Raw genomic sequence first — 22,799 nt, forward strand, 5'->3', positions numbered from 1 at the left:
CTCACCAGTTCAATGCACTGGGTATTATTTTTTAATCTGGAAAACGGGTTAAAATTTCTTCAAGCTCCGCTAGGTTGTCGTTAAATGCATCGACCAGTTTAGGCTCAAAATGTTTGCCTTTTTGCTGATTGATTTCATTAACGACATCATCAAGCGTCCACGCTTCTTTGTAATAACGTTTATGGCGCAGCGCATCGTACACATCTGCAAGCGCCACTATACGGCCAAAGATATGAATGTCTTGTCCTTGCCTTCCTTGTGGGTAACCTGAACCATCCCATTTTTCATGGTGATCACGTGCAATTTGAGCACCCGCATTAACGATTTCTCGACGAGAGCCTTGTAAGATAAGGTAACCTTTTTGAGTGTGCGTTTTCATGATTTCCCACTCTTCGGAGGTCAATTTACCCGGCTTATTTAAAATAGCGTCAGGAATACCGACCTTACCAACATCATGAAGTGGCGACGCTAAACGAACTAAGTCAGCCTCACGTTTCGATAAACCATACGCCAGTGCTAAAGTATTACATATATGCGAAACCCGCTTAACATGATTACCTGTTTCGGTTGAACGCTGCTCCAGAGCTTCACTTAAACGAAGCACTAACTCTTGCTGAGTAGCTTCGACCTCGGATTGTAATTGTACATTCTCATACGCTAACTGTACATTTTGCGAAAATATTTCAATCAAATGGCGCTGTGTATCCGATAAGTCGTGTGGAATACCAGATATAAAAAGCATTGAATTATGATTATGTTCGCTGCAACAGTATGCAAACAAATAATTGTCTTTATAAACAATGTTTTTATCTCTAAATGCTTGCTTACATGCTGATAGCTGCTCGGTATTCAAGACCTCTTCAATTGCTTTACCTTCGCTGCGTTCAAAATCGCCTCGCCCAGAAAATACCACTAATTTATGCTGATTATCTTGTGGATTACCTGCCACTAAACTGGTGGCGTACATTGCTTGATCAACGGTGCCGAGCAACGATGTTAATTGTTGCATCACCCCTTCAATAAAATGATCAAGTGAGTGCGCTGAAAAAATATCTCGAGATGCTTTAATGATTTTTTCAAGCCCTTGACGAGATTGTTCAATCGATAAAATATCGCGATAAGAACGTAAGCTCGACATCACTACAGTAAATAGTTTTTGTGCGGTAAGTTCTGTTTTTGATTTGTAGTCATTGATATCGTAATTAACAATAACTTGGCGCTCTGGCGCTTGGCCGGGTTGACCAGTACGAAGGATAATACGGATATGATTATTTTTAGCGACTTCACGAATATATTGCGCGACTTTCAAGCCTGCATCGTCGGTTTCCATCACCACATCAAGCAGTACTATTGCAGCATCGGGATTATTATCTATTTGTACTTTAGCCTCAGCCCCTGAGTATGCACTAATAAACTCTAAACGCTTGTCTTGAAACTCAAAATCACTTAATGCCAGTTTCGTGACGGCATGAACCTCAGGCTCATCATCAACAATGATGACTTTCCATGTCCCCTTAACTACATCACTTTCTACTTCTTGTGGTTCATCCGAAAACAAAAATCATCCATCATACTGAGTCCTCAAAGCGTTTATTTTGCTCTCGCACTGTAATTGTTATAGTTATCCCGGCCACTGTGCGAGCGTTACACGATCGTTATTTGCTAAATCTTTAACTGTAAGTATATTTGTATACGCCATTTGTGCAAAAAAACTATGCACTTTAGTACTTTGTTGATATCCATGCTCAATAACAAGGTAACCATTTGACGTTAAAAAATTGCGTGCTTGAGTAATAATATACTTGATATCAGCCATACCGTCATCATCGGCAACTAACGCAGAAAGTGGTTCAAAACGTACGTCACCTTGATTTAAGTGAATATCATCATATTCGATATACGGCGGATTACTAACTATTAGATCAAACTTTTGTGCTGTAACTTGGCTAAACCAATCACTTTGCACAAAGTCTACATTAATAAAGCCTAACCACTGCTTATTTGTATTCGCAAGCGCTACAGCATCAGTAACCCTATCAACCCCTGTGATTTGCCAAAGTGGCATTTCGCTGGCAAGTGCAAGCGCAATTGCACCAGTCCCAGTGCCTAAATCAAGCACTTTAGCGGCCACAGGTAAAGGTAAACTGAGCGTATATTCAACCAGTGTTTCGGTATCTGGACGGGGATCAGCGTAGTGGGATTAACCTGCAGTGGCAAACTCCAAAATTCACGCGTGCCCGTTATATGAGCCACTGGCTCACCTGTTAAGCGACGTTGACAATAACTTTCGAATAGCTGTTGTTGTTGCGGTGTTAACTTTTGTTCTGGCCAGCTAAATAAGTAGCTACGTGGTTTTTGTAATACGTCGAGCAATAATACTTGAGCGTCTAATTTGGCACTATCGCTGCTACTTTGCAGCAGCAAAGTAGCACGCGAAACAGCACTTTCAATCGTGTCGGTCACGATTACTCATCACCCATAGCGGCTAGTAAATCAGCCTGATGCTCTTGCATTAGCGGCTCAATCACACAACCTAAGTCGCCGGCAACTACCTCATTTAAACGGTATAAAGTGAGATTGATACGGTGATCTGTAATACGTCCTTGCGGATAGTTATAAGTACGAATACGTTCCGAACGGTCACCGCTACCGACTAAGTTACGACGCTCTGATGCTTCAGCCGCGTGGCGTTTTTCATCTTCCGCTTGTTGTAAACGTGCAGCAAGCACTGACATCGCTTTCGCGCGATTTTTATGCTGTGAACGTTCATCTTGACACTCAACCACTACACCTGTTGGTAAGTGGGTAATACGAATTGCCGAGTCAGTTTTATTAACGTGCTGACCACCGGCACCTGAGGCACGGAACGTATCAACTTTAATATCAGCGGTATTAATTTGAATCGCTTCAGCTTCTGGCACTTCAGCCATTACCGCAACAGTACACGCAGAGGTATGTACTCGTCCTTGCGATTCAGTTTCTGGCACACGTTGTACCCTGTGAGCACCAGATTCAAACTTCAATTGCCCATACACGCCTTCACCACTAATGTTAGCAATGACTTCTTTGTAACCACCGTGCTCACCTTCATTGGTGCTCACAATCTCTACTTTCCATTTTTTAGTTTCAGCATAACGGGTATACATACGGAATAAATCACCAGCAAAAATGGCCGCTTCATCGCCTCCCGTGCCGGCACGTACTTCTAAAAACACATTATTATTGTCGCGCGGATCTTTTGGTAGCATCAACACTTGTATTTGATCTTCGATAGCAAGGATTTGCGCTTTGGCTTCTTTGTATTCTTCTTGCGCCATCTCACGCATATCAGGATCCGAATCCTTTAGCATTTCTTCTGCTGTAGCAACATCATCTTGTGTTTGCTGATAGCCTAAAAATGCTTTAACAATTTCTTCCAACTCAGAATATTCTTTTGAAAGCGCACGAAAACGATTTTGGTCGCTAATAACTGACGGATCACTTAGCAGCGCTTGTACTTCTTCATAACGCTCTACTAAGGTTTCTAACTTACGATAAACGGACTCTTTCATGTAACTGCTATTCCTGATCAATACCTAACATTTTCTTTAATTGGCTTAACTGAGCAACTTCACCTTTTTTAGCCGCATCTTGAATTGCACGGGTAGGCGCGTGCATTAGGCGGTTGGTTAACTTGTTGGCCAGCTCTAAAATAATTTTTTCTGCGTCTTTACCGGTATTTAATTGGCTTATTGCCTTATCAACCAGCTCAGACTTAATATCGTGTACATCTTGGCGATAAGAACGGATCAGATCGACAGAGTCGAGTGAACGCATCCACATCACAAATTCCGCACAGCGCTGGGTAATAATCACTTGCGCTTCATCGGCGGCTTGTTCTCTTGAAGCGATATTTTCGCTTACTATTGCCTGTAAGTCATCAACCGAATACAAATAGGCCGCATCTAATTCACCAACTTGGCTTTCAATATCGCGCGGTACTGCAATATCAATAAATAACATTGGCTTATTACGGCGTTGTTTTAGCGCTTGTTCAACTACCCCTTTACCAATAATTGGCAAAGTACTTGCTGTCGAACTGATCACTATATCCGCCTGATGTAAGCGTTCAGGTAACTGCGCTAACGCAATAACGTCGGCATTAACATCTTCTGCCAGTAGGCGTGCACGCTCTATGGTGCGATTCGCCACGGTGATCTGTTGTGGTTCATTTTGATATAGATGTTTCGCTACCAGCTCAATTGTTTCCGGCACCAATTAATAGCACTTTGGTTTTATCTAACTTGCCATATATATGTTTAGCTAAATTAACCGCAGCATAAGCAACAGACACCGCACTGGCGCCTATATCGGTTTCCGTTCTTACTTGTTTTGCTACCGAAAAGGTTTTTTGAAATAACCGGTCAAATACCACACTCACCGAATTGTGATTTTTGGCGCTATTATAAGCTTGCTTTATTTGACCAAGAATTTGCGGTTCACCTAGCACCAGAGAATCTAGGCCACATGACACACGCATTAAATGATTGATAGCATCATTATCTTGATGACAATATACATTACTGCTCAGTTCGTATTCATCCAAACCGTGGAAACTAGCTAACCATTGCAACAGTATTTGGGAATTTTGCTGAGCGAGGCTACAATAGATTTCTGTTCGGTTACATGTGGACACAATAACCGCTTCATTAAACTGATCGTGATCGCTCAGTTGCTGTAATGCTTCTGACAATTGCTCAGGCGAAAAGGCAACCTTTTCGCGTAATTCTACAGATGCGGTTTTATGATTAATACCAAGTGCTACTATGGTCATATGTGCCAAATATTGCTAAGCCGTGCTCGAAAGACGATAATTTTACCAAAAATCAGCGGAATATGGAAAGTAAGGAACGACATTTGATTCGACTATATTTGATTTTACTCATATTTTTTATTTTTAAGTGGTTGTGCGCAGCAAATTAGCCCTCAAACAGCTCTTTATGACGATTGGAAGTCGCAATTATCACAACAAACCAATTGGCAAGTTGAAGGAAAACTGGCTTTTATTAGTCCAGATGAACGCCAATCAGCAAACTTAAATTGGCAACAACAAGAACAGTTAAACCAACTTATTTTAACGAGTTTTATCGGTACCCGTGTTTTAGCATTAACACAAAATACTAACGGCGCTGAACTTGAATACGATGATCACATTTACCATGACATTAATGCATCGCGCCTGCTTGCTAGGCTCACTGGTTTTAATATACCGATGGACAGCGCCGATAATTGGTTAAAAGGCACTGTTGACGATCCAAGTTTGCAAGTTGATGAACTAGGCCGAGCAAAAAATGTAACTTGGCATGCACCCGATGGCGATCAATGGCAAATAAGCTATGCTGATTACCAACAATACGCCGGATTTTGGTTACCTAAAAAGCTCACGTTAAAACACCAAGATATTAAAATAAAAATTCAACTTTACGAGTGGCACTTTAACTAACATGACTACGCACACTATGACTTCATTTTCGTTATTGGCTCCTGCCAAACTCAATTTATTTTTACACATTAATGGCCGTCGTGAAGATGGCTATCATGAACTGGAAACCTTATTTACTTTTTTAAATTATGGCGATCAACTCACATTTACTTTGACTGAAACAACTGAAATTGAAGTCACTGGTGACACCACCGATATCCCCCTAAAAGATAATTTGATCTATAAAGCGGCCGTTTTATTACAAAAACACACAAATTCCCTTTTTGGCGCAAAAATAAATTTAGCTAAAATATTACCAATGGGAGGCGGCGTTGGTGGTGGTTCTTCAGATGCGGCCAGCACACTTTTAGCGCTTAATAAATTATGGCAATGCCAGTTATCACTGTCTGAATTAGCAGCGCTTGGCGTGCAGTTAGGCGCAGATGTGCCGGTGTTCATTAACGGCAAAAGCGCCCTAGCTCAAGGCATTGGCGAGAAGTTAGTGAATGTAGAGCTGCCGTCAAAATGGTATTGTGTAGTGCATCCAAGTGAACATGTCAGCACCGCGAAAATTTTTACTCACCCAGATTTAAAACGCAATACACCGAAGCTAAAAGGCCACTGGCAGCAACAAACATTAGCCAACGATTGCGAGCCTTTAGTTAAAAAGCTCTGCCCTGAGGTTGAAAAAGACCCTCCAGTGGTTGCTAAAATACGCTCCGTCGAAGATGACTGGCACAGGTTCATGCTGTTTTGTTGAATTTGCCACGCAAAAAGAAGCGCAACATGTTCTTGAAAATCTCCCCCATAACTGGGACGGTTTTATTGCCAGCAGCGTTAATATCTCTCCTGCTCATACGCAGTTGGACGCTATACATTGAAGCAATGAAGTAACGTACAAGTAAATAAAGTTTAAGTTAATAAGCTATACTTTTTTTATCGCTTATTAGTCAAAAATTCAGTGCCTGAGGAACCCTACCGTGCCTGACATGAAGCTCTTCGCTGGTAACGCAACACCTGAGTTAGCTCAAAAAGTTGCAAAACGTTTATATATTGAAGTTGGCGATGCTGTTGTTGGCCGTTTTAGCGACGGTGAGATCAGTGTTCAAATTAATGAAAATGTTCGTGGCTCGGATGTTTTTATTGTGCAATCAACCTGTGCCCCTACTAACGATAACTTGATGGAGCTTATTGTAATGGTTGATGCCTTACGTCGTGCATCTGCAGGTCGTATAACAGCCGTCATTCCTTATTTTGGTTATGCACGTCAAGATCGCCGCGTGCGCTCTGCTCGCGTACCAATCACAGCAAAAGTTGTTGCCGATTTCTTATCAAGTGTAGGTGTTGACCGAGTTCTAACGGTTGATTTACACGCTGAGCAAATCCAAGGCTTCTTTGATGTACCAGTTGATAATGTGTTCGGTAGCCCAGTGCTACTTGAAGATATGAAAGAGCGTCAATTTGATGATGTTGTTGTTGTATCACCTGATATCGGCGGTGTAGTTCGTGCCCGTGCTATTGCTAAGTTATTAAACGATACCGATCTTGCCATTATTGATAAGCGTCGCCCACAAGCGAATGTTTCTCAAGTAATGCACATTATTGGTGACGTTGAAGGCCGTGACTGTATCATCGTTGATGATATGATCGATACTGGCGGTACCTTATGTAAAGCAGCTGAAGCACTTAAAGAACACGGTGCTAAGCGAGTATTCGCTTACGCTACTCACCCTGTACTTTCTGGCCAAGCATTAGAAAACATTCGTAACTCAGTAATTGATGAAGTGATTGTAACTGACTCAATTCCACTGTCTGCTGAATTAAAAGCAATTGATAAAATTAAAGTGTTAACACTTGCAGACATGCTAGCTGAAACAATTCGCCGTATCAGCAATGAAGAATCTATTTCAGCGATGTTCGAACACTAAACTTGGTTTAGTTAAAATATCCTGATGTAATAAAGCGCCTCGTTGGCGCTTTTTTTATGTATCATGTTTCTTTTAATTAGTCGCGGTGGTATGATAGCGCGCCTTTTGGCTAGGGACCTTGGTCGCAAAGGCCCTACACTATTTAATTATTGGAGACATCATGTCTAACGAAACATATACATTTAATGCAGAATTACGCACAGCTACGGGTACAGGTGCGAGCCGCCGCCTACGTCGTGAAGATAAAATCCCTGCGATCCTTTACGGTGCTGACAAAGAAGCTGCATCACTTACTTTTGAACACAAAGATATTATCAAAGCACAAGAAAGTGAAGGTTTTTACACTCACATCCTTACTCTTGATATCGCTGGTGAAAAAGTTGAAGCTATCCTTAAAGATATCCAACGTCACCCGTTCAAGCCTAAAATCACTCACCTTGATTTCCAACGTGTAGATGCTACCCACAAACTTAACACTAAAGTACCAGTTCACTTCATCGGTGAAGAAGCGGTAACTAAAGCGGGTAACACTGTAGTTCACCAATTAACAGAAATCGAAATCACGTGTCTTCCTAAGTCACTTCCTGAATTCGTAGAAGTTGACGTAGCTGGCCTAGTTGCTGGTGACTCAATACACATCTCTGACGTTAAACTTCCAGCAGGTGTTTCATCTGTTGATTTAGCGAAAGGTGCTGATCACGACCAGTCTATCGTAACTATCAAAGCTAACAAAGCTGCGCCAGTTGAAGACGAAGCTGCAGAATAAATTTTAAGGTTTGCACCTTGAATTCTATTCAAATGCTTGTGGGCCTGGCTAATCCAGGCCCCGAATACGCAAACACACGCCACAATGCAGGTGCTTGGTTCATCGAGCAACTCGCTGCACGCTACAACTGTACGCTAAAACACGATCCTAAGTATCACGGCCTTACCGGCAAAGTGATCATCCAAGGTCAAGAATTCAAATTACTGATCCCTACTACTTATATGAATTTAAGTGGTAAAGCTGTCGGTAGTTTAGCCAACTTTTTCAAAATTCCTGTTGAGAGCATCCTAGTTGCCCATGACGAAATGGATTTAGAACCTAGGTGTTGCCAAATTAAAAAAAGGTGGCGGACACGGTGGCCATAATGGTTTAAAAGACATTATTGCAAAGATGGCAAATCAAAAAGATTTCATGCGTTTGCGCGTTGGCATAGGTCATCCAGGACACCGTGAAATGGTGACCGGATGGGTGCTTGGAAAAGCAGCCAAAGAAGACCAAGAGAAAATGGATGCCGCAGTAGATGAAGCAGTTCGTTGTATGGAAATACTTGCAAAAGACGGTGTGTTAAAAGCACAAAACAGACTACATTCGTTTAAGCCATAATTGGTTAAGCGGATCTAAACAAGGTATCTTAACTATGGGTTTCAAATGTGGCATCGTCGGTTTGCCTAATGTTGGTAAATCAACACTTTTCAATGCATTAACCAAAGCGGGTATTGAAGCCGCTAACTTTCCTTTTTGTACCATCGAGCCAAATACGGGCGTGGTACCGGTGCCAGATCCTCGTCTAGACGAACTTGCAAAGATTGTAAAACCACAACGTATTCTTACAACGAGTATGGAATTTGTGGATATTGCGGGTCTTGTAAAAGGCGCATCGAAAGGGGAAGGTCTTGGTAACCAGTTTTTAGCTAACATTCGTGAAACCGATGCAATTGGCCACGTAGTGCGCTGCTTTGAAGATGACAACATCATTCACGTTGCAGGTACCATTGATCCTGCTGATGATATTGATGTGATCAACACCGAGTTAGTACTTGCTGATATGGATAGCGCTGAAAAAGCCCTTTTCCGTAACGCGAAAAAAGCCAAAGGTGGCGATAAAGACGCAAAAGAACAAAATTCCGTACTTGAAAAAGTAAAAGTACACCTTGATGAAGGCTTAACTTTACGTTCTTTAGCATTAACTAAAGAAGAAAAAGCGGCTATTAGCTCTGTTAACTTCTTAACAATCAAACCAACTATGTACATTGCTAACGTAGCTGAAGATGGTTTTGAAAATAACCCATATCTTGACCGTGTACGCGAAATTGCTGCTGCTGAAGATGCTGTTGTTGTGCCTGTATGTGCCGCGATTGAATCTGAGCTTTCGGAACTAGATGAAGAAGATAAACTTGAGTTTATGGCCGATCTTGGTCTGGATGAGCCAGGTTTGAATCTAGTGATCCGTGGTGGTTATGAGTTACTTCATTTACAAACCTACTTTACTGCAGGTGTAAAAGAAGTACGTGCATGGACAATCCCAGTAGGTGCAACTGCGCCACAAGCTGCAGGTAAAATCCACACTGACTTTGAGCGTGGCTTTATCCGTGCACAGACCATCGCTTTTGATGACTACATCGCCTATAAAGGTGAAAGTGGTGCAAAAGAAGCAGGTAAGATGCGCCAAGAAGGCAAAGAATACATAGTTAAAGATGGCGATGTAATGAACTTCTTGTTCAATGTTTAACACCATCCCAGTGTGACCTATCACCTTTAGTGATTTTTAAAGGCTCGTTTTTACGAGCCTTTTTTATTTTTGCACTATCATTAAATATCAGCTGTTGTGAATAAGTCACAATAAAGCAGTTAAAAAAAACACCATTTTTATTAAAATTTAGCCTGTTAGCCTATTTTTCCCGCAAACAAACCAAGATACGTGTTTTTTTGCAAAAAAGGTGTTGACGGATTTGGGTCATATCAGCATAATACGCCCCGCACTCAGCGATGAAGTGCTAACAAAAAAGATGGCTAAGTAGCTCAGTTGGTTAGAGCACATCACTCATAATGATGGGGTCACAGGTTCAAATCCCGTCTTAGCCACCATTATTTTTTGTTGCTCAATGAAGAGTTTAAAATAACTACCTAGTGTTTTATTACACAACGTATGCGGGAGTGGCGGAATTGGTAGACGCGCTGGATTTAGGTTCCAGTATCTTAGGATGTGAGAGTTCAAGTCTCTCCTTCCGCACCATATTCTTGATAAGAATTAAAATTATCAATTGTTATTGTTGGGATATCGCCAAGCGGTAAGGCACCAGGTTTTGATCCTGGCATTCCCAGGTTCAAATCCTGGTATCCCAGCCAACAATGGCTAAGTAGCTCAGCTGGTTAGAGCACATCACTCATAATGATGGGGTCACAGGTTCAAATCCCGTCTTAGCCACCATTTCTTTTGAAATGGCTCTGTAGGAGTATAAACTACACTCAATAAAGAGTTTAAAATAACTACCTAGTGTTTTATTACACAAAGTATGCAGGAGTAGCGGAATTAACAGTTGTCTTGAATTAGGCGCTGGATTTAGGTTCTAATATATTGTTACCTGTATGTTCGATGCGGGAGTGGCGGAATTGGTAGACGCGCTGGATTTAGGTTCCAGTATCTTAGGATGTGAGAGTTCAAGTCTCTCCTTCCGCACCATGTTCTTGATAAGAACTAAAACTATCAATTGATTCTTTGTTGGGATATCGCCAAGCGGTAAGGCACCAGGTTTTGATCCTGGCATTCCCAGGTTCAAATCCTGGTATCCCAGCCAACTTCTTCTACCAAAGAATGTTGTTAAAGAATAACTCTAGCTACGAGTATAAACAGCAAAAACGTATATAATTATACGGACTATGCGGGAGTGGCGGAATTGGTAGACGCGCTGGATTTAGGTTCCAGTATCTTAGGATGTGAGAGTTCAAGTCTCTCCTTCCGCACCATGTTCTTGATAAGAATTAAAACTATCAACTGTTTCTTTGTTGGGATATCGCCAAGCGGTAAGGCACCAGGTTTTGATCCTGGCATTCCCAGGTTCAAATCCTGGTATCCCAGCCAACTTCTTCTACCAAAGAATGTTGTTAAAGAATAACTCTAGCTACGAGTATAAACAGCAAAAACGTATATAATTATATAGACTATGCGGGAGTGGCGGAATTGGTAGACGCGCTGGATTTAGGTTCCAGTATCTTAGGATGTGAGAGTTCAAGTCTCTCCTTCCGCACCATGTTCTTACCTAGAACTAAAACTAATAAAATTTAAAGTTGGGATATCGCCAAGCGGTAAGGCACCAGGTTTTGATCCTGGCATTCCCAGGTTCAAATCCTGGTATCCCAGCCAATTTTATCAATTCCCTTCTCTATCTTTTATCTTTTATCTTTTATCTTTTATCTTTTATCTTTTATCTTTTATCTTTTATCTTTTATCTTTTATCTTTTATCAAAAAATTATATGAGTGAGCTTTCGCCCACCCTAGCCATTCTATTAATACCAATTACATTAAATTAGTTAGCTATTTGATACCAATCGACTTAAATATTTAACCATTCTAGCGAGCTAAATAAAGCGCTAACTGCGTTCTAATTTTTTCAAGTAGAACAACTACATGTCAAAATTTACGCCTTGTTATCACTCCATTTATCTGTCGCTATAAATGGTCAGTAACTTAACACGATTGGTATAATTCGCTATGATAATAATATTTTTAATAAAATGAGAATTCTTAACTGATTTCACCGCTAATCGCATATTTTAATACCCAATGCTTTACCGGTCCGGTTTTATTTGCCATTTTCAAAAACTGACTGCGTGCCCACTGCAATGGAGTTAGTTGATTAGAAAAACCAAAATAACAAGCGTCCATCATACTCATCATTAACAAATTTGCTTTGCGTCTAGTTTGCTCATATTGTTTAAGATATTGTGCAGCACCTATATCGTCTGCATTTTTTAATATATCAGCAAGCGCTACGACATCTTGAAAACCTAAGTTAACCCCTTGCCCAGCGAGCGGATTAATCGTATGCGCTGCATCACCAACCAACACGATACGGCCATCTGAATAGCTGTTGGCATGTTGGCGGGCTAACGGAAAAACAGCATGCTCTATGATATCAAAGTCCCCAGCTAAGGGCGGGAAATGTGCAAGCAGTTGCTGTTTTAATTCGCTTGCTGAGAGTTGCTGCCATTGCTTTAACTGCTTTGCATCGTGGTAACAAATTAAATTGGCGTATGGCGCCTGCATAGGTAAAAAAGCTACCGGACCTGTGGGCTTAAACTGCTGCCATGTTTTTACTTGTTGCGCAGCGTCTAGTTTTATTAATACTCCCATACAATGCTGGCCATATTGCCAACCCGTAACACCAATACCTGCCTGTTGACGTAATAACGATTGCCCACCATCTGCAGCAACAACTAAATCAGCTGTATATTGCTGCTCACCATAATGCAATGTCACTTGCTGTTCGCTTTGTTCAATTGCGGACAATGATTGAGGTGTTTCAATCACTTCGATATTGTGCTGTGCAAACTGTTGCCAGATACTCGCTTGAATTAAATTATTTTCAATTAAGTGGCCTAAATGAGTGGTATTAATATCGTGACAATCAAACAAAAGGTTATCGCCCGTTCGTTCAAACGCTTCGAGCTGTTGATATGGGGCATGTCGATGCACTCGTAAAATAGGCATAGCGCCTAAGTCATCTAATAAGTTTTCTGAAAAACGATTGATAGCAGATACACGAATATCAACTTTTTCACTTGCCAATACAGCATCAGCATCAATTATCTGCTGCTCAATCACTGTTACTTGGCATCCTTGTTTAGCGAGTTTAACTGCTGTGGCTGCACCAACCATGCCGCCGCCAACAACAATAACCTTGTTTTTCATCATTTTTAGTCACTAATTTGGTTATTTTCAGTGCGCTTGATTGTATCGTACTTCTGTTTACAAGTGCGAGTGAGTTTCATCTTAATCAACCATAAAACGCACTTTGTTTGACTTCAATTCACAAACATAAAAACTATACTTGGATCTAGACGGGTATCCAGCTAAAATACGCGTCCTTTAAGTAAGCGAAAGTGCCGCTTATCCTGTTTAGCGCACAACCGTGCCACTACCGAATTGAAAACGAGGCTATATTTCAATGAGTAAAAAGCTGCATATTAAAACCTGGGGTTGTCAGATGAATGAATACGACTCTCAGAAAATGGCTGATCTTCTCGATGCAACCAACGGCTACCAGTTAACTGATGAAGCTGGGGATGCAGATGTTATCCTACTCAATACCTGTTCAATTCGCGAAAAAGCGCAGGAAAAAGTATTCCATCAACTAGGCCGTTGGAAATTACTCAAAGATGACAAACCCGATCTGATCATCGGTGTTGGTGGCTGTGTTGCGTCACAAGAGGGCGATTCAATTCGCCAACGCGCACCATTTGTTGACGTTATTTTTGGCCCTCAAACATTGCACCGTTTACCTGAAATGATCAAACAAGTGCAAGGTAACAAAGGCAGCTCTGTGGTTGATATTTCATTCCCAGAGATTGAAAAGTTTGACCGTTTACCAGAGCCAAAAGCAGACGGTCCTTCTGCATTTGTATCTATTATGGAAGGGTGCTCTAAATACTGTACCTTCTGCGTAGTACCTTACACGCGCGGTGAAGAAGTCAGCCGCCCGCTTGATGATGTATTATTAGAAATTGCTCAACTTGCAGAGCAAAATGTTCGTGAAGTAAACCTACTAGGTCAAAACGTAAATGCTTATCGCGGCGAAACTCACGATGGTGAAATTTGTTACTTCTCAGATTTAATTCGTTATGTTGCAGCTATCGACGGGATTGACCGTATTCGCTACACCACGTCGCACCCGGTAGAGTTTACACCAGACATCATTGACGCTTATGCCGACGTACCTGAATTAGTCGATCACTTACATTTACCTGTACAAAGCGGTTCGGATCGTATTCTTAATTTAATGAAACGTGGTCACACTGCTATTGAGTACAAATCAACGATTCGTAAATTACGTAAAATTCGCCCTAATTTAAGTATGTCGTCAGATTTTATTATTGGTTTCCCAGGTGAAAGCGCCGCTGACTTTGAAGCGACGATGAACCTTATCAATGATATTGGTTTTGATATGAGCTTTAGCTTTATCTACAGCGCACGCTCGGGTACGCCAGCGGCTGATTTGCCTGATGATGTCAGCGAGCAAGAAAAGAAAGAGCGTTTATACCTACTACAAAACCGTATTACTCAAATGGCGCAACAGATCAGTCGTCAAATGTTTGATACTGAACAACGCATCCTAGTTGAAGGTCCATCCAAGAAAAATCCGATGGAGCTACGTGGCCGTACTGAAAACAACCGCGTAGTAAACTTTATTGGTCCACACACAGTGATCGGTCAGTTTGTTGATGTACGTATAACTGAGGCACTGCCAAACTCTTTACGCGGTGACTTAATTCGTACAGAATCCCAAATGAACTTACGCCGTGCGGTTGCTCCTGCTGATATTTTAAGTAAAGCAGCACAACCAGAGCCGCAAGCCACCCCTGATGAATTAGGTGTTGCAACTTTCGTTCCTTAGGCGAAACTTACTGTGCCAGCCTCGCTGGCACATCAAAACAGGAAGCAATTTTGAGTAATCAATTAAAAAAATTAGAGATTTATTTAGAACCCTCCGACAACAAACGTCTTTCATCTTTATGTGGCCCGTTTGACGAAAACATCAAACACATTGAACGCCGCTTAGGTGTTGAAATTACTCATCGCGATAACTATTTTAAAATCACCGGTAAAACCACCAGCGCGTTTGCAGCGATGGAAATCCTCAAAGACTTATATGTCGAAACTCAGCCAGTACGCGGTGTTATTACTGAAATTGAAGCAAATACCGTACATTTAGCCATTAGTGAGTCAAATGCATTAGAGCAAGATGAGCTAAACGAATATGGCAAAGAAGTGATGATCAAAACTCGTCGTGGCGTAATAAAACCACGTAACGACAATCAAGGTCATTATGTATCGAATATATTTCGTCACGATATCACCTTTGGTATAGGGCCTGCTGGCACAGGTAAAACCTACCTAGCTGTCGCCGCAGCAGTTGATGCTTTAGAGCGTCAAGAAATACGGCGTATTTTATTGACCCGCCCTGCTGTTGAAGCCGGTGAAAAACTGGGTTTTTTACCAGGTGATTTAAGTCAGAAAATCGACCCATACCTGCGCCCATTGTACGATGCCTTATTTGAAATGCTCGGCTTTGAAAAAGTCGAAAAGCTGATGGAACAAAATGTCATTGAAGTCGCTCCACTTGCCTTTATGCGTGGTCGCACACTTAACGATGCCTTTATTATTTTAGATGAAAGCCAAAATACCACGGTTGAACAAATGAAAATGTTCTTAACCCGAATTGGTTTTAATTCAAAAGCAGTGATCACTGGCGACATTACCCAAGTAGATTTACCCCGTGGTGCGCGCTCAGGGCTTCGTCACGCCATTGAAGTACTTAGCGATGTAGACGAAATAAGCTTTAACTTCTTCCAATCACAGGACGTGGTACGCCACCCTGTCGTGGCACGCATTGTTGAAGCCTACGAACGTAACGATGAAGCAGAACGACTCAAACGCGCCGAAAAACAACGTGCTAAAGACTTGCTCGCAAACCAAGAGCAAGCGCAACCTTCGACTAAAGAGTGATGCAGTGAACACTGAACTTGATTTACAAATAGCCTGCGAGTTTGATAACTTGCCTAGTCTTGAGCAGTTTGCGCTGTGGGCTAATAAAGTGCTTAGTCAATACCGTGATGAATCAGAGCTGAGTATTGTTATTGCTGATGAAGAGCAAAGCCAACAACTCAATAATGACTACCGTGGTAAAGATAAACCAACCAATGTGTTGTCGTTTGAATTTGAAGCGCCAGCAGGTATAGAGCTACCTTTGGTGGGTGATTTAGTTATTTGCCCAGCCATAGTGTTAGCTGAATCAATAGAGCAAGAAAAGTCATTTCATGACCATTTTGCCCATATGGTGATCCACGGATGCTTGCATTTACTTGGATTTGACCATATAAAGGATGAAGATGCGACAGAAATGGAAAGCATTGAAAAGCAATTGCTTGCCGAATTAGGCATAGCAGACCCATATCGGGACGATATTTAAATTTACGGAGCAAGTAGACGCAATGAGCGACGATAACTCGCAGACTAGCCAGGGTTCTTCTGGCAAGACCTGGTTGGGTAGAATTACCCAAATGTTGCAAGGGGAACCCCAGAATAGAGAAGAGCTGGCTGAAGTAATTGCCGATGCGCAAGTTCGGGATGTCATTGATCCTGAAACCAAAGAGATGATCGAAGGTGTGCTCGGTGTGTCAGAGTTAAAAGTGCGAGATATTATGATCCCGCGCTCACAAATGATCACGCTCGAAGTGGAAGCGCCACTAGAAGAACTCATTCCAATGATGGTCGATTCAACGCATTCACGTTTTCCAGTGGTGTGTGAAGATAAAGACCACATTGAAGGCATTTTACTAGCAAAAGATCTATTACCACTGATCCTCAATAAAGATGATCTACTGCCATCATTACGTGATTATTTACGCCCAGCCGTTGTTGTGCCTGAAAGTAAGCGTGTTGATACGCTACTTAATGAGTTTCGCCAACAGCGTTACCATATGGCGTTAGTAATTGATGAATACGGCGGTGTATCTGGTTTAGTAACCATAGAAGATATTCTTGAGCTCATCGTCGGTGAAATTGAAGATGAACACGACGAAGAAGAGCAACTAGATATTCGTCAACTTGCAAAGCATGTGTTTGTTGTTCAAGCACTTACTCCTGTTGATGATTTTAACGAATATTTTAAAACTGGCTACAGCACGCAAGACGCTGATACCATCGGTGGTACTGTTTTACACGCCTTTGGGCATATGCCTGGCCGTGGTGAAATAATTGATATAGATGGCTTACAATTTAAAGTAACCAATGCCGATAATCGTCGATTATTGCAATTACAGGTTACAGTGCCAAAGGCTGATGATAACGACAGTGAAGACACTTCTGACTAACTGCCTGCATTTAGCAAAAGATAAAAAAGCATGGCTCGCACTGGTTGCGGGCCTCTTTTTAACCTTGTGTTATGCCCCTTTTGAGATTTGGCCCCTCACGTTCGCCTGTTTAGCATTAGCGATATACAGTACCCACACACATAATTCTGGGCAGCAATATGGCAAACTAGCCAGTAAACGCGCCGCCAAATATGGTTTTATATTTGGCCTCGGTTGGTTTGGCGCAGGTATCAGTTGGGTGCATGTCTCCATTGCCACCTTCGGCGGTATGCCACTGGTAGCCTCAGTGTTACTGATGGTGCTGTTATGTGCTTATTTAGCTATCTACCCGGCTTTAGCCTTTATGTTTGCCACACGCTTTGCCAGCGGCCCTAGTAGCTACGGTTTATTATTACTCTCAGGCTTTGCTGTCACCGAATACTTACGCGGTGTGGTACTCACCGGCTTCCCTTGGCTAAGCTTTGGTTATACTCAAACCGATAGCCCACTTAACTTTTTAGCGCCGCTGATCGGTGAATTTGGCTTAACGTTAGTGTGCATAGCCATCGCATTTGCACTCTATAGGCTTATTATTGCAAAAGACTTTAAACTAACGATAGCAACCGCAGCTATCATCGCTGTTATCAGCGGTATGGGTGTTGTTAGCCGCAGCAATCAATACAGCGAAACAACCATTAGTGCTTTATTAGTGCAAGGTAATATCAAACAAAGCCTGCGTTTTGAGCCTAGTGAGTTTTGGACCACTATGAGTAAATATCAAGACATGACTCGCCCCCACTGGGATGCAGACTTGATCGTCTGGCCCGAGGCAGCTATTCCTGAAATTGAAGCCCTTGCCGACAGCTTTTTGGCCGGCCTCGATAGCGCAGCGTCATTTAACAACACCGCACTTATCACCGGTATTGTTGATTACCAACTCGACACCAAAACTATTTTTAACACCCTTATTGTACTTGGCAATAAAGAGCACAGCGACGAGCACGGTCATTATCAATACTTAGGTAAAAATCGTTATCAAAAACATCAATTACTACCCATTGGTGAGTTTGTGCCATTCGAAGATATATTGCGCCCAATCGCGCCATTATTTGACCTACCCATGTCATCGTTCACTCGCGGCGACCAAGTTCAAAATAACTTACGTGCTAATGGCTTAAATATATTACCGGCCATTTGCTACGAAATCGCTTTTGCTGATTTAGTGCGTGGTAATTACCACAATGATTCGGATATTTTATTTACTGTAAGTAATGATGCCTGGTTTGGTGCCTCCCACGGTCCCCACCAGCACATGCAAATAGCCCGTATGCGTGCCCTTGAATTACAACGCCCGCTTATTCGTGTGACCAACAATGGCATCAGCGGCGTATACGACCCAATCAGTCAAATTCAAGTCCGCATGCCACAATTTAAAGCCGACACACTTAAAGTTAATATCAAGCTAATCCAAGGCGACAGCATCTATAGTCAATACGGTAACTTGCCTGTGTGGTTATTTATTTTTAGCATTACAATCGCAGCATTAATCGTAAAATTTAAATATAAAGATAATCACCGTTAAATATATTCACTAAAAAGTAATCACACAATTGATATATTTCATCTACATCAATTGTCGTAAACATAATAACAAGGAAGTTGTATGTTGTTAATTAACACCCAATGCAAACAATCAATTACACAGCACATGGTCAGAATCAGGCATTTTATTCTGTTCGTATTGATGCTTATTATCCCCTCCTTGGGTTTAGCCGCTCAATATGAAGTCAGTTCAAAGAATGAGTTACAAGCTCAATATCAGTTATTACTAGAGTTAAAAGCTGAAAATGCTGTTTCAGAGAATGTGTATACTGAAAAATCTACTTTTTTACATCAACAAGCGCAAACGAACTTTCATTTTGACTTAGACAGTGGAACATACACCTCCGACATACCGATTGGTAATGCCCATCAAATTAGCAAACAACTTTCACCAATATCTGACACCGAGCAGCGTATTGATAGTTTCACCACCGCGCTATATGCTATTTCAGCTTTGTTATTATTGGCCTTAATTGGCAAAGTGATGTCACATTTCCCACCATTACTCAACGAACTTTTGATTTACGGCGCGTCTATTTTTTCACTCATTTTTTACATTACGAATATTGGTTACTGGTTGCAGGATTCTCTTTAGGCAGCGTTATTAGCTATTCAGTGCTAAGTCGTATTAGTGACGATAAAGAAGAAGCTAAATGGGTAGGATGGCCCTTAGCAATTACATTTGCTGCGCTAACCTTAATATTTGATAACAGCATATTTGGGTTTTGCAGTGTATTAGCTTTGTTATCAACTTTTGGTTTTATGATATTAGTTGCTCCAGGCAGAGTAACCGTCGGCAGCCAAGATGAACGCGTTGCACAATCTGTTTATTTAACGGCGCTTAGTTTTACGTTAACTCTATTAGCTTGGTTAGTATTTTATACCGATTGGTTCGCACCTTTACTCGAATTAAGACAGCCTCTGCAATCTTTTGAACTTGGTATGCTCACCTTACTGCCACTTGCTTATTTTTCAGGGATCTCCCAACTTAGCTTTTTCTTATTGAAAGAAAAACCTTGGCTACGTTTTAGCGCTGAGCTTATCGGTTTAATTAGTGAAATAGCGGTAGTCACAATTGCGCTGTTATATAAACTTGATACCATGTTTTGGATAGCCGCATTATTTTTGATGTGGAACTTCTTGGACAAGTTTTATCGTCTGATTTATAAACATGTTAGCTATGTTTCAGCGTGTACACTATTCGCGCTGTTTTTTGCCGGTATTAGCGCACTCATAAAATCAAATATCGATGTTATTATGCCTTATTTAGAGTTTTTAGGACTGTGAACCTCCCTAAATGCCCTATTTTTCATAAATAGGGCATTTTCTGTATATTAATCCTTTCTATAAAACTTGCTTAGAGTCTAACTATCTATTTAACAATCGCTTTAACTGTCTCTTCAGTTATTAGCTGATTTATACTGCCTTTAATAACCACAGTTGCTGATATTTTATCTTGAATGGCTTGGCGGTTCGGATCCCAATAAACTTGTAAAAAACCTAGTAAACCAGTTGCAAACCCTGCGCCGTAGCCGCCGTATCGGCCAAACGCATCCCATAAACTTAAATCTTCGCCACTAAGTGCGACAACTCGGATATTGCATAGTTTTTTACCCGGTGTTTGGCCACGCCACAAAAGCGAAAATAATGTGAAGTACACCGCGGCCCAACCAAAGCCAAGACCTAAATCTTGAATGATTCCTTTGCCCCACTGTAAAATACTATTCACAGGTGCAGCTTTAACCGGTGCGTCTTCAGGTTCAGCCGTCTGCTCATCATCAACCATTACTTTCAATAACAACCGGGCAACCTGAGCATTATCAAACTCATCTATTTCAGCCAGTTGTGGCACTTGAGCAACTAAATTGGCAAGTGCATTGCTTTGACAAGTCTGATTGCAATTTTGACTTGGTGCTGTTTGCGTTAAATAAGTATTTATCTGTTGTTTTTCCTCTGCATTTAATGGTGTTTCGCGTTTAATTCTTATCCCTTGAATCGCAGTATCATCCTCAAAAAAATCGATTGCGATTGCAAGCACTGAGAGTGAACTTATAAATAATATACTGGCAGCAGTTATTTTTAATACTCTTCGCCAAACAGTCGACATTGTTGGTAAGTATTTTTGCGCTGTGCCTTTATAAAAAGCCATTGCAGCTACAAATGCGATTACAGCAGCACTGATCTTAGCCGCGAGAAAAATTAGCGCTACATCGATTACCATCGCGAGCGCGCGGCGAGTCGGTGAAGCAAGTGGTAGTCCCAATAGCGCTTGATCTATTTTAAATGCATAGGGCGTAATAACTTCCTTAGTTTCAGCAGCTGTTAATGCTAATTGTTCTATTTGTTTCGCTTTCATTTACGCCTTTATCCTTAAAATTAAATAAGCATCTTTATTTAGATTGTTATTGAGAGCAGCTTATAGCTCAAACCATCAAGGCTAGATTATCTATAAATGGTTTATTTTCTTCATCTATCACACGAATTATTTCTTTGTGTAAACGTTTTTTGTGCTCAGCAAAAATGGCGCGCTTTTTATCAAATGCAGCGGCAAACGCCATTGCGTCCGCTAATAGGCTATCTTGGTCTGTTGAGGCTTTTTCTATAACGTGATCAATTGCAAGCTCTGATCCAGAAACGCGACGCCCTGTCAGTTTCATTTCGTTAAAGCGATAGTAAGGGATCGCTTTTTTCACAAAGGCGATCATGCCAGGTAAAAATGGGATTGATAAATCCACTTCAGGGAAGCAAAAAAGCCGCGATCGCCGCGCATAAATCTAAAGTCACACGCGCACGCTAAAATTGCACCGTTACCAAAAGCATGACCATTAATGGCAGCGATCACTGGCATAGGAAAAAGCAGTAAGGTTTTAAATACATCGTCCATGTCGTACATAAAACCACGTATTTCATCGGCCTTTTTTGCTTGCATAGCAGGTAACAACCAATCAGTATCAATGCCTAAACTCCAACACTTATCATCATTTGAGGTGATGACTAGCGCTTTGTGGTTTTGGTTTTCAACAACCTCTGCTAACGCTTGTTTTAGTTGATGTGCAAAATGTGGATTTTGGCGGTTTTCGCCGTTTGTTAAGGTTAACACCGCAACGTTATGTTGAGTGGTTAAGGAGATGATACTCATAAAGTCCCTCTTCAATTTTATAGTTTTTTAAAAAGATTATTGCTCGTTTAAACGCAGACCGATGTTTAGTTTATCTGTTTAATTACAAACCATTGAGCCTGTAATAAACCAGTTTAAATTCATCACCTTTCATTTCATTTACATTGTGTCACATATTAGCAATTTATATATTTCAGTCTTATTGCATATTAGATACTATCTATATACTAATAATAATTAAAATACTTATGAAAAAGTTAACAATTGTATTGCTCTTACTTCTTTTGTTATCAGGCTGCGCGAATTCGGCTAAAAATGATCTCGCAATATTAAAGAATCACACGGTATGTTGTATTAACTTAAACGATATTACATTCGTAGCGCAACAAACAAAGCAGTTTATTCATTTTGATTTGAAAAAGCAGCCTGTAAGACTTTTTGGCGATGCGAAAAGTCCATTTATTGCAATTGAAAAACCTAGCGATAGTCGTTTTGCCCAAGTTTTTAGCTACGCTAATGGCGTATTTATTCAAAATGCAACGCTTGTCTATCCTCAGTTATTGCTTTTGGATAAGTCAAAACAGATTATTCAACACCTCAAACCCTATGAAGCATGGCAAAATGGTTTACCAACAATCTTAGGTTTGGACGGTAAGCTTTACTACAAAACACAGTTTACTCTGCCAAGCGAGGCAAAATACCTAATTTTTTATACTGATAGCGGTTTGAATAATAAAAACTACGATCAACTGGCGTTCGCAAGTTGGAGGTAGCGAATATAGATACCTGACCCTCACCTCGTTCGCTAAAATCGGAATCAAATTACTTTAACTTAACACTCATTTTCAGGAATT

18 protein-coding genes, 10 tRNA genes and 4 pseudogenes are annotated in these 22,799 nt (G+C 41.1%); 24 read left to right on the forward strand and 8 right to left on the reverse strand.

What is annotated here, in order from left to right; genetic code table 11:
- Positions 1-31: 31 nt before the first annotated feature.
- From P4S61_RS02420 to hemA, 4 genes and pseudogenes are all read right to left on the reverse strand, one after another.
- Positions 32-1,558: a DUF3369 domain-containing protein gene (locus P4S61_RS02420; RefSeq protein ID WP_337117716.1), complete on the reverse strand. Its 1,527-nt coding sequence runs from the start codon at positions 1,556-1,558 to the stop codon at positions 32-34.
- A gap of 63 nt (positions 1,559-1,621) precedes the next feature.
- A pseudogene (prmC, locus tag P4S61_RS02425) lies at positions 1,622-2,463 on the reverse strand (peptide chain release factor N(5)-glutamine methyltransferase).
- A 2-nt stretch (positions 2,464-2,465) separates the two neighbouring features.
- Positions 2,466-3,551 carry a peptide chain release factor 1 gene (gene prfA, locus P4S61_RS02430; protein WP_145240641.1) on the reverse strand — a complete coding sequence of 362 codons (1,086 nt, stop codon included), beginning with the start codon at positions 3,549-3,551 and terminating at the stop codon, positions 2,466-2,468.
- A 7-nt stretch (positions 3,552-3,558) separates the two neighbouring features.
- Positions 3,559-4,813 (reverse strand): annotated as a pseudogene (gene hemA / locus P4S61_RS02435) (glutamyl-tRNA reductase).
- Positions 4,814-4,957: 144 nt separating this feature from the next.
- Between hemA and lolB the strand changes: the two are divergent.
- The 16 genes and pseudogenes from lolB (at position 4,958) to P4S61_RS02515 (ending at position 11,516) form a co-directional block, all read left to right on the forward strand.
- Positions 4,958-5,482, forward strand: coding sequence for a lipoprotein insertase outer membrane protein LolB (gene lolB / locus P4S61_RS02440; protein ID WP_337118873.1), 525 nt, complete (start codon positions 4,958-4,960; stop codon positions 5,480-5,482).
- A gap of 16 nt (positions 5,483-5,498) precedes the next feature.
- Positions 5,499-6,342: pseudogene (gene ispE, locus P4S61_RS02445) on the forward strand (4-(cytidine 5'-diphospho)-2-C-methyl-D-erythritol kinase).
- A 99-nt stretch (positions 6,343-6,441) separates the two neighbouring features.
- Entirely contained in the window at positions 6,442-7,389 is a 948-nt protein-coding gene (locus P4S61_RS02450; protein WP_145240635.1) for a ribose-phosphate pyrophosphokinase, read from the forward strand.
- Positions 7,390-7,549: 160 nt separating this feature from the next.
- Positions 7,550-8,155 (forward strand): 50S ribosomal protein L25/general stress protein Ctc, encoded by a 606-nt coding sequence (locus P4S61_RS02455; RefSeq protein WP_145240633.1) that lies wholly within the window; start codon positions 7,550-7,552, stop codon positions 8,153-8,155.
- Between the two features lie 17 nt (positions 8,156-8,172).
- Positions 8,173-8,758, forward strand: a pseudogene (gene pth / locus P4S61_RS02460) (aminoacyl-tRNA hydrolase).
- 34 nt (positions 8,759-8,792) lie between these two features.
- Positions 8,793-9,884 carry a redox-regulated ATPase YchF gene (gene ychF, locus P4S61_RS02465; protein WP_337117717.1) on the forward strand — a complete coding sequence of 364 codons (1,092 nt, stop codon included), beginning with the start codon at positions 8,793-8,795 and terminating at the stop codon, positions 9,882-9,884.
- Between the two features lie 279 nt (positions 9,885-10,163).
- A tRNA-Met gene (locus P4S61_RS02470) sits at positions 10,164-10,240 on the forward strand.
- Between the two features lie 63 nt (positions 10,241-10,303).
- A tRNA-Leu gene (locus tag P4S61_RS02475) sits at positions 10,304-10,388 on the forward strand.
- A 38-nt stretch (positions 10,389-10,426) separates the two neighbouring features.
- Positions 10,427-10,501 (forward strand) — tRNA-Gln (locus P4S61_RS02480).
- 5 nt (positions 10,502-10,506) lie between these two features.
- A tRNA-Met gene (locus P4S61_RS02485) sits at positions 10,507-10,583 on the forward strand.
- Positions 10,584-10,750: 167 nt separating this feature from the next.
- A tRNA-Leu gene (locus P4S61_RS02490) sits at positions 10,751-10,835 on the forward strand.
- 40 nt (positions 10,836-10,875) lie between these two features.
- Positions 10,876-10,950 (forward strand) — tRNA-Gln (locus P4S61_RS02495).
- 84 nt (positions 10,951-11,034) lie between these two features.
- A tRNA-Leu gene (locus tag P4S61_RS02500) sits at positions 11,035-11,119 on the forward strand.
- 40 nt (positions 11,120-11,159) lie between these two features.
- Positions 11,160-11,234: transfer RNA gene (locus P4S61_RS02505), tRNA-Gln, on the forward strand.
- Between the two features lie 84 nt (positions 11,235-11,318).
- Positions 11,319-11,403, forward strand: a tRNA-Leu gene (locus P4S61_RS02510).
- A 38-nt stretch (positions 11,404-11,441) separates the two neighbouring features.
- A tRNA-Gln gene (locus P4S61_RS02515) sits at positions 11,442-11,516 on the forward strand.
- A gap of 382 nt (positions 11,517-11,898) precedes the next feature.
- Here P4S61_RS02515 and P4S61_RS02520 read toward each other — a convergent pair.
- Positions 11,899-13,068 carry an FAD-dependent oxidoreductase gene (locus tag P4S61_RS02520; protein WP_182735560.1) on the reverse strand — a complete coding sequence of 390 codons (1,170 nt, stop codon included), beginning with the start codon at positions 13,066-13,068 and terminating at the stop codon, positions 11,899-11,901.
- Between the two features lie 253 nt (positions 13,069-13,321).
- Here P4S61_RS02520 and miaB point away from each other — a divergent pair, with 253 nt between their 5' ends.
- From miaB to P4S61_RS02555, 7 genes are all read left to right on the forward strand, one after another.
- On the forward strand, positions 13,322-14,767 hold the full coding sequence (gene miaB / locus P4S61_RS02525) for a tRNA (N6-isopentenyl adenosine(37)-C2)-methylthiotransferase MiaB (protein WP_337117718.1): 1,446 nt from the start codon (positions 13,322-13,324) through the stop codon (positions 14,765-14,767).
- Between the two features lie 50 nt (positions 14,768-14,817).
- A complete protein-coding gene (locus P4S61_RS02530; RefSeq protein WP_145240623.1) occupies positions 14,818-15,879 on the forward strand; it encodes a PhoH family protein in 1,062 nt (353 codons plus the stop codon).
- Positions 15,880-15,883: 4 nt separating this feature from the next.
- Positions 15,884-16,342, forward strand: coding sequence for an rRNA maturation RNase YbeY (ybeY, locus tag P4S61_RS02535; RefSeq protein ID WP_145240621.1), 459 nt, complete (start codon positions 15,884-15,886; stop codon positions 16,340-16,342).
- Positions 16,343-16,364: 22 nt separating this feature from the next.
- On the forward strand, positions 16,365-17,246 hold the full coding sequence (corC, locus tag P4S61_RS02540) for a CNNM family magnesium/cobalt transport protein CorC (RefSeq protein WP_149980717.1): 882 nt from the start codon (positions 16,365-16,367) through the stop codon (positions 17,244-17,246).
- A complete protein-coding gene (gene lnt, locus P4S61_RS02545) occupies positions 17,227-18,807 on the forward strand; it encodes an apolipoprotein N-acyltransferase (protein ID WP_145240604.1) in 1,581 nt (526 codons plus the stop codon). The genes corC and lnt overlap by 20 nt, the downstream gene beginning before the upstream one ends.
- A gap of 81 nt (positions 18,808-18,888) precedes the next feature.
- Positions 18,889-19,422 carry a hypothetical protein gene (locus P4S61_RS02550; protein ID WP_337117719.1) on the forward strand — a complete coding sequence of 178 codons (534 nt, stop codon included), beginning with the start codon at positions 18,889-18,891 and terminating at the stop codon, positions 19,420-19,422.
- 20 nt (positions 19,423-19,442) lie between these two features.
- A complete protein-coding gene (locus tag P4S61_RS02555) occupies positions 19,443-20,114 on the forward strand; it encodes a hypothetical protein (RefSeq protein WP_337117720.1) in 672 nt (223 codons plus the stop codon).
- A gap of 85 nt (positions 20,115-20,199) precedes the next feature.
- Here the strand turns inward: P4S61_RS02555 and P4S61_RS02560 are convergent, their stop codons facing one another.
- From P4S61_RS02560 to P4S61_RS02570, 3 genes are all read right to left on the reverse strand, one after another.
- Positions 20,200-21,183 (reverse strand): RDD family protein, encoded by a 984-nt coding sequence (locus tag P4S61_RS02560; protein WP_337117721.1) that lies wholly within the window; start codon positions 21,181-21,183, stop codon positions 20,200-20,202.
- Between the two features lie 67 nt (positions 21,184-21,250).
- On the reverse strand, positions 21,251-21,562 hold the full coding sequence (locus P4S61_RS02565; RefSeq protein ID WP_337117722.1) for a hypothetical protein: 312 nt from the start codon (positions 21,560-21,562) through the stop codon (positions 21,251-21,253).
- Positions 21,529-21,966, reverse strand: coding sequence for an enoyl-CoA hydratase/isomerase family protein (locus P4S61_RS02570; RefSeq protein WP_337117723.1), 438 nt, complete (start codon positions 21,964-21,966; stop codon positions 21,529-21,531). The genes P4S61_RS02565 and P4S61_RS02570 overlap by 34 nt, the downstream gene beginning before the upstream one ends.
- A gap of 227 nt (positions 21,967-22,193) precedes the next feature.
- Between P4S61_RS02570 and P4S61_RS02575 the strand changes: the two genes are divergently transcribed.
- Positions 22,194-22,718 (forward strand): hypothetical protein, encoded by a 525-nt coding sequence (locus tag P4S61_RS02575; RefSeq protein ID WP_337117725.1) that lies wholly within the window; start codon positions 22,194-22,196, stop codon positions 22,716-22,718.
- The last annotated feature ends 81 nt before the right edge of the window (positions 22,719-22,799 follow it).

Source organism: Pseudoalteromonas sp. B160 (assembly GCF_037162485.1).
Taxonomy (GTDB): Bacteria; Pseudomonadota; Gammaproteobacteria; order Enterobacterales; family Alteromonadaceae; genus Pseudoalteromonas; species Pseudoalteromonas rhizosphaerae.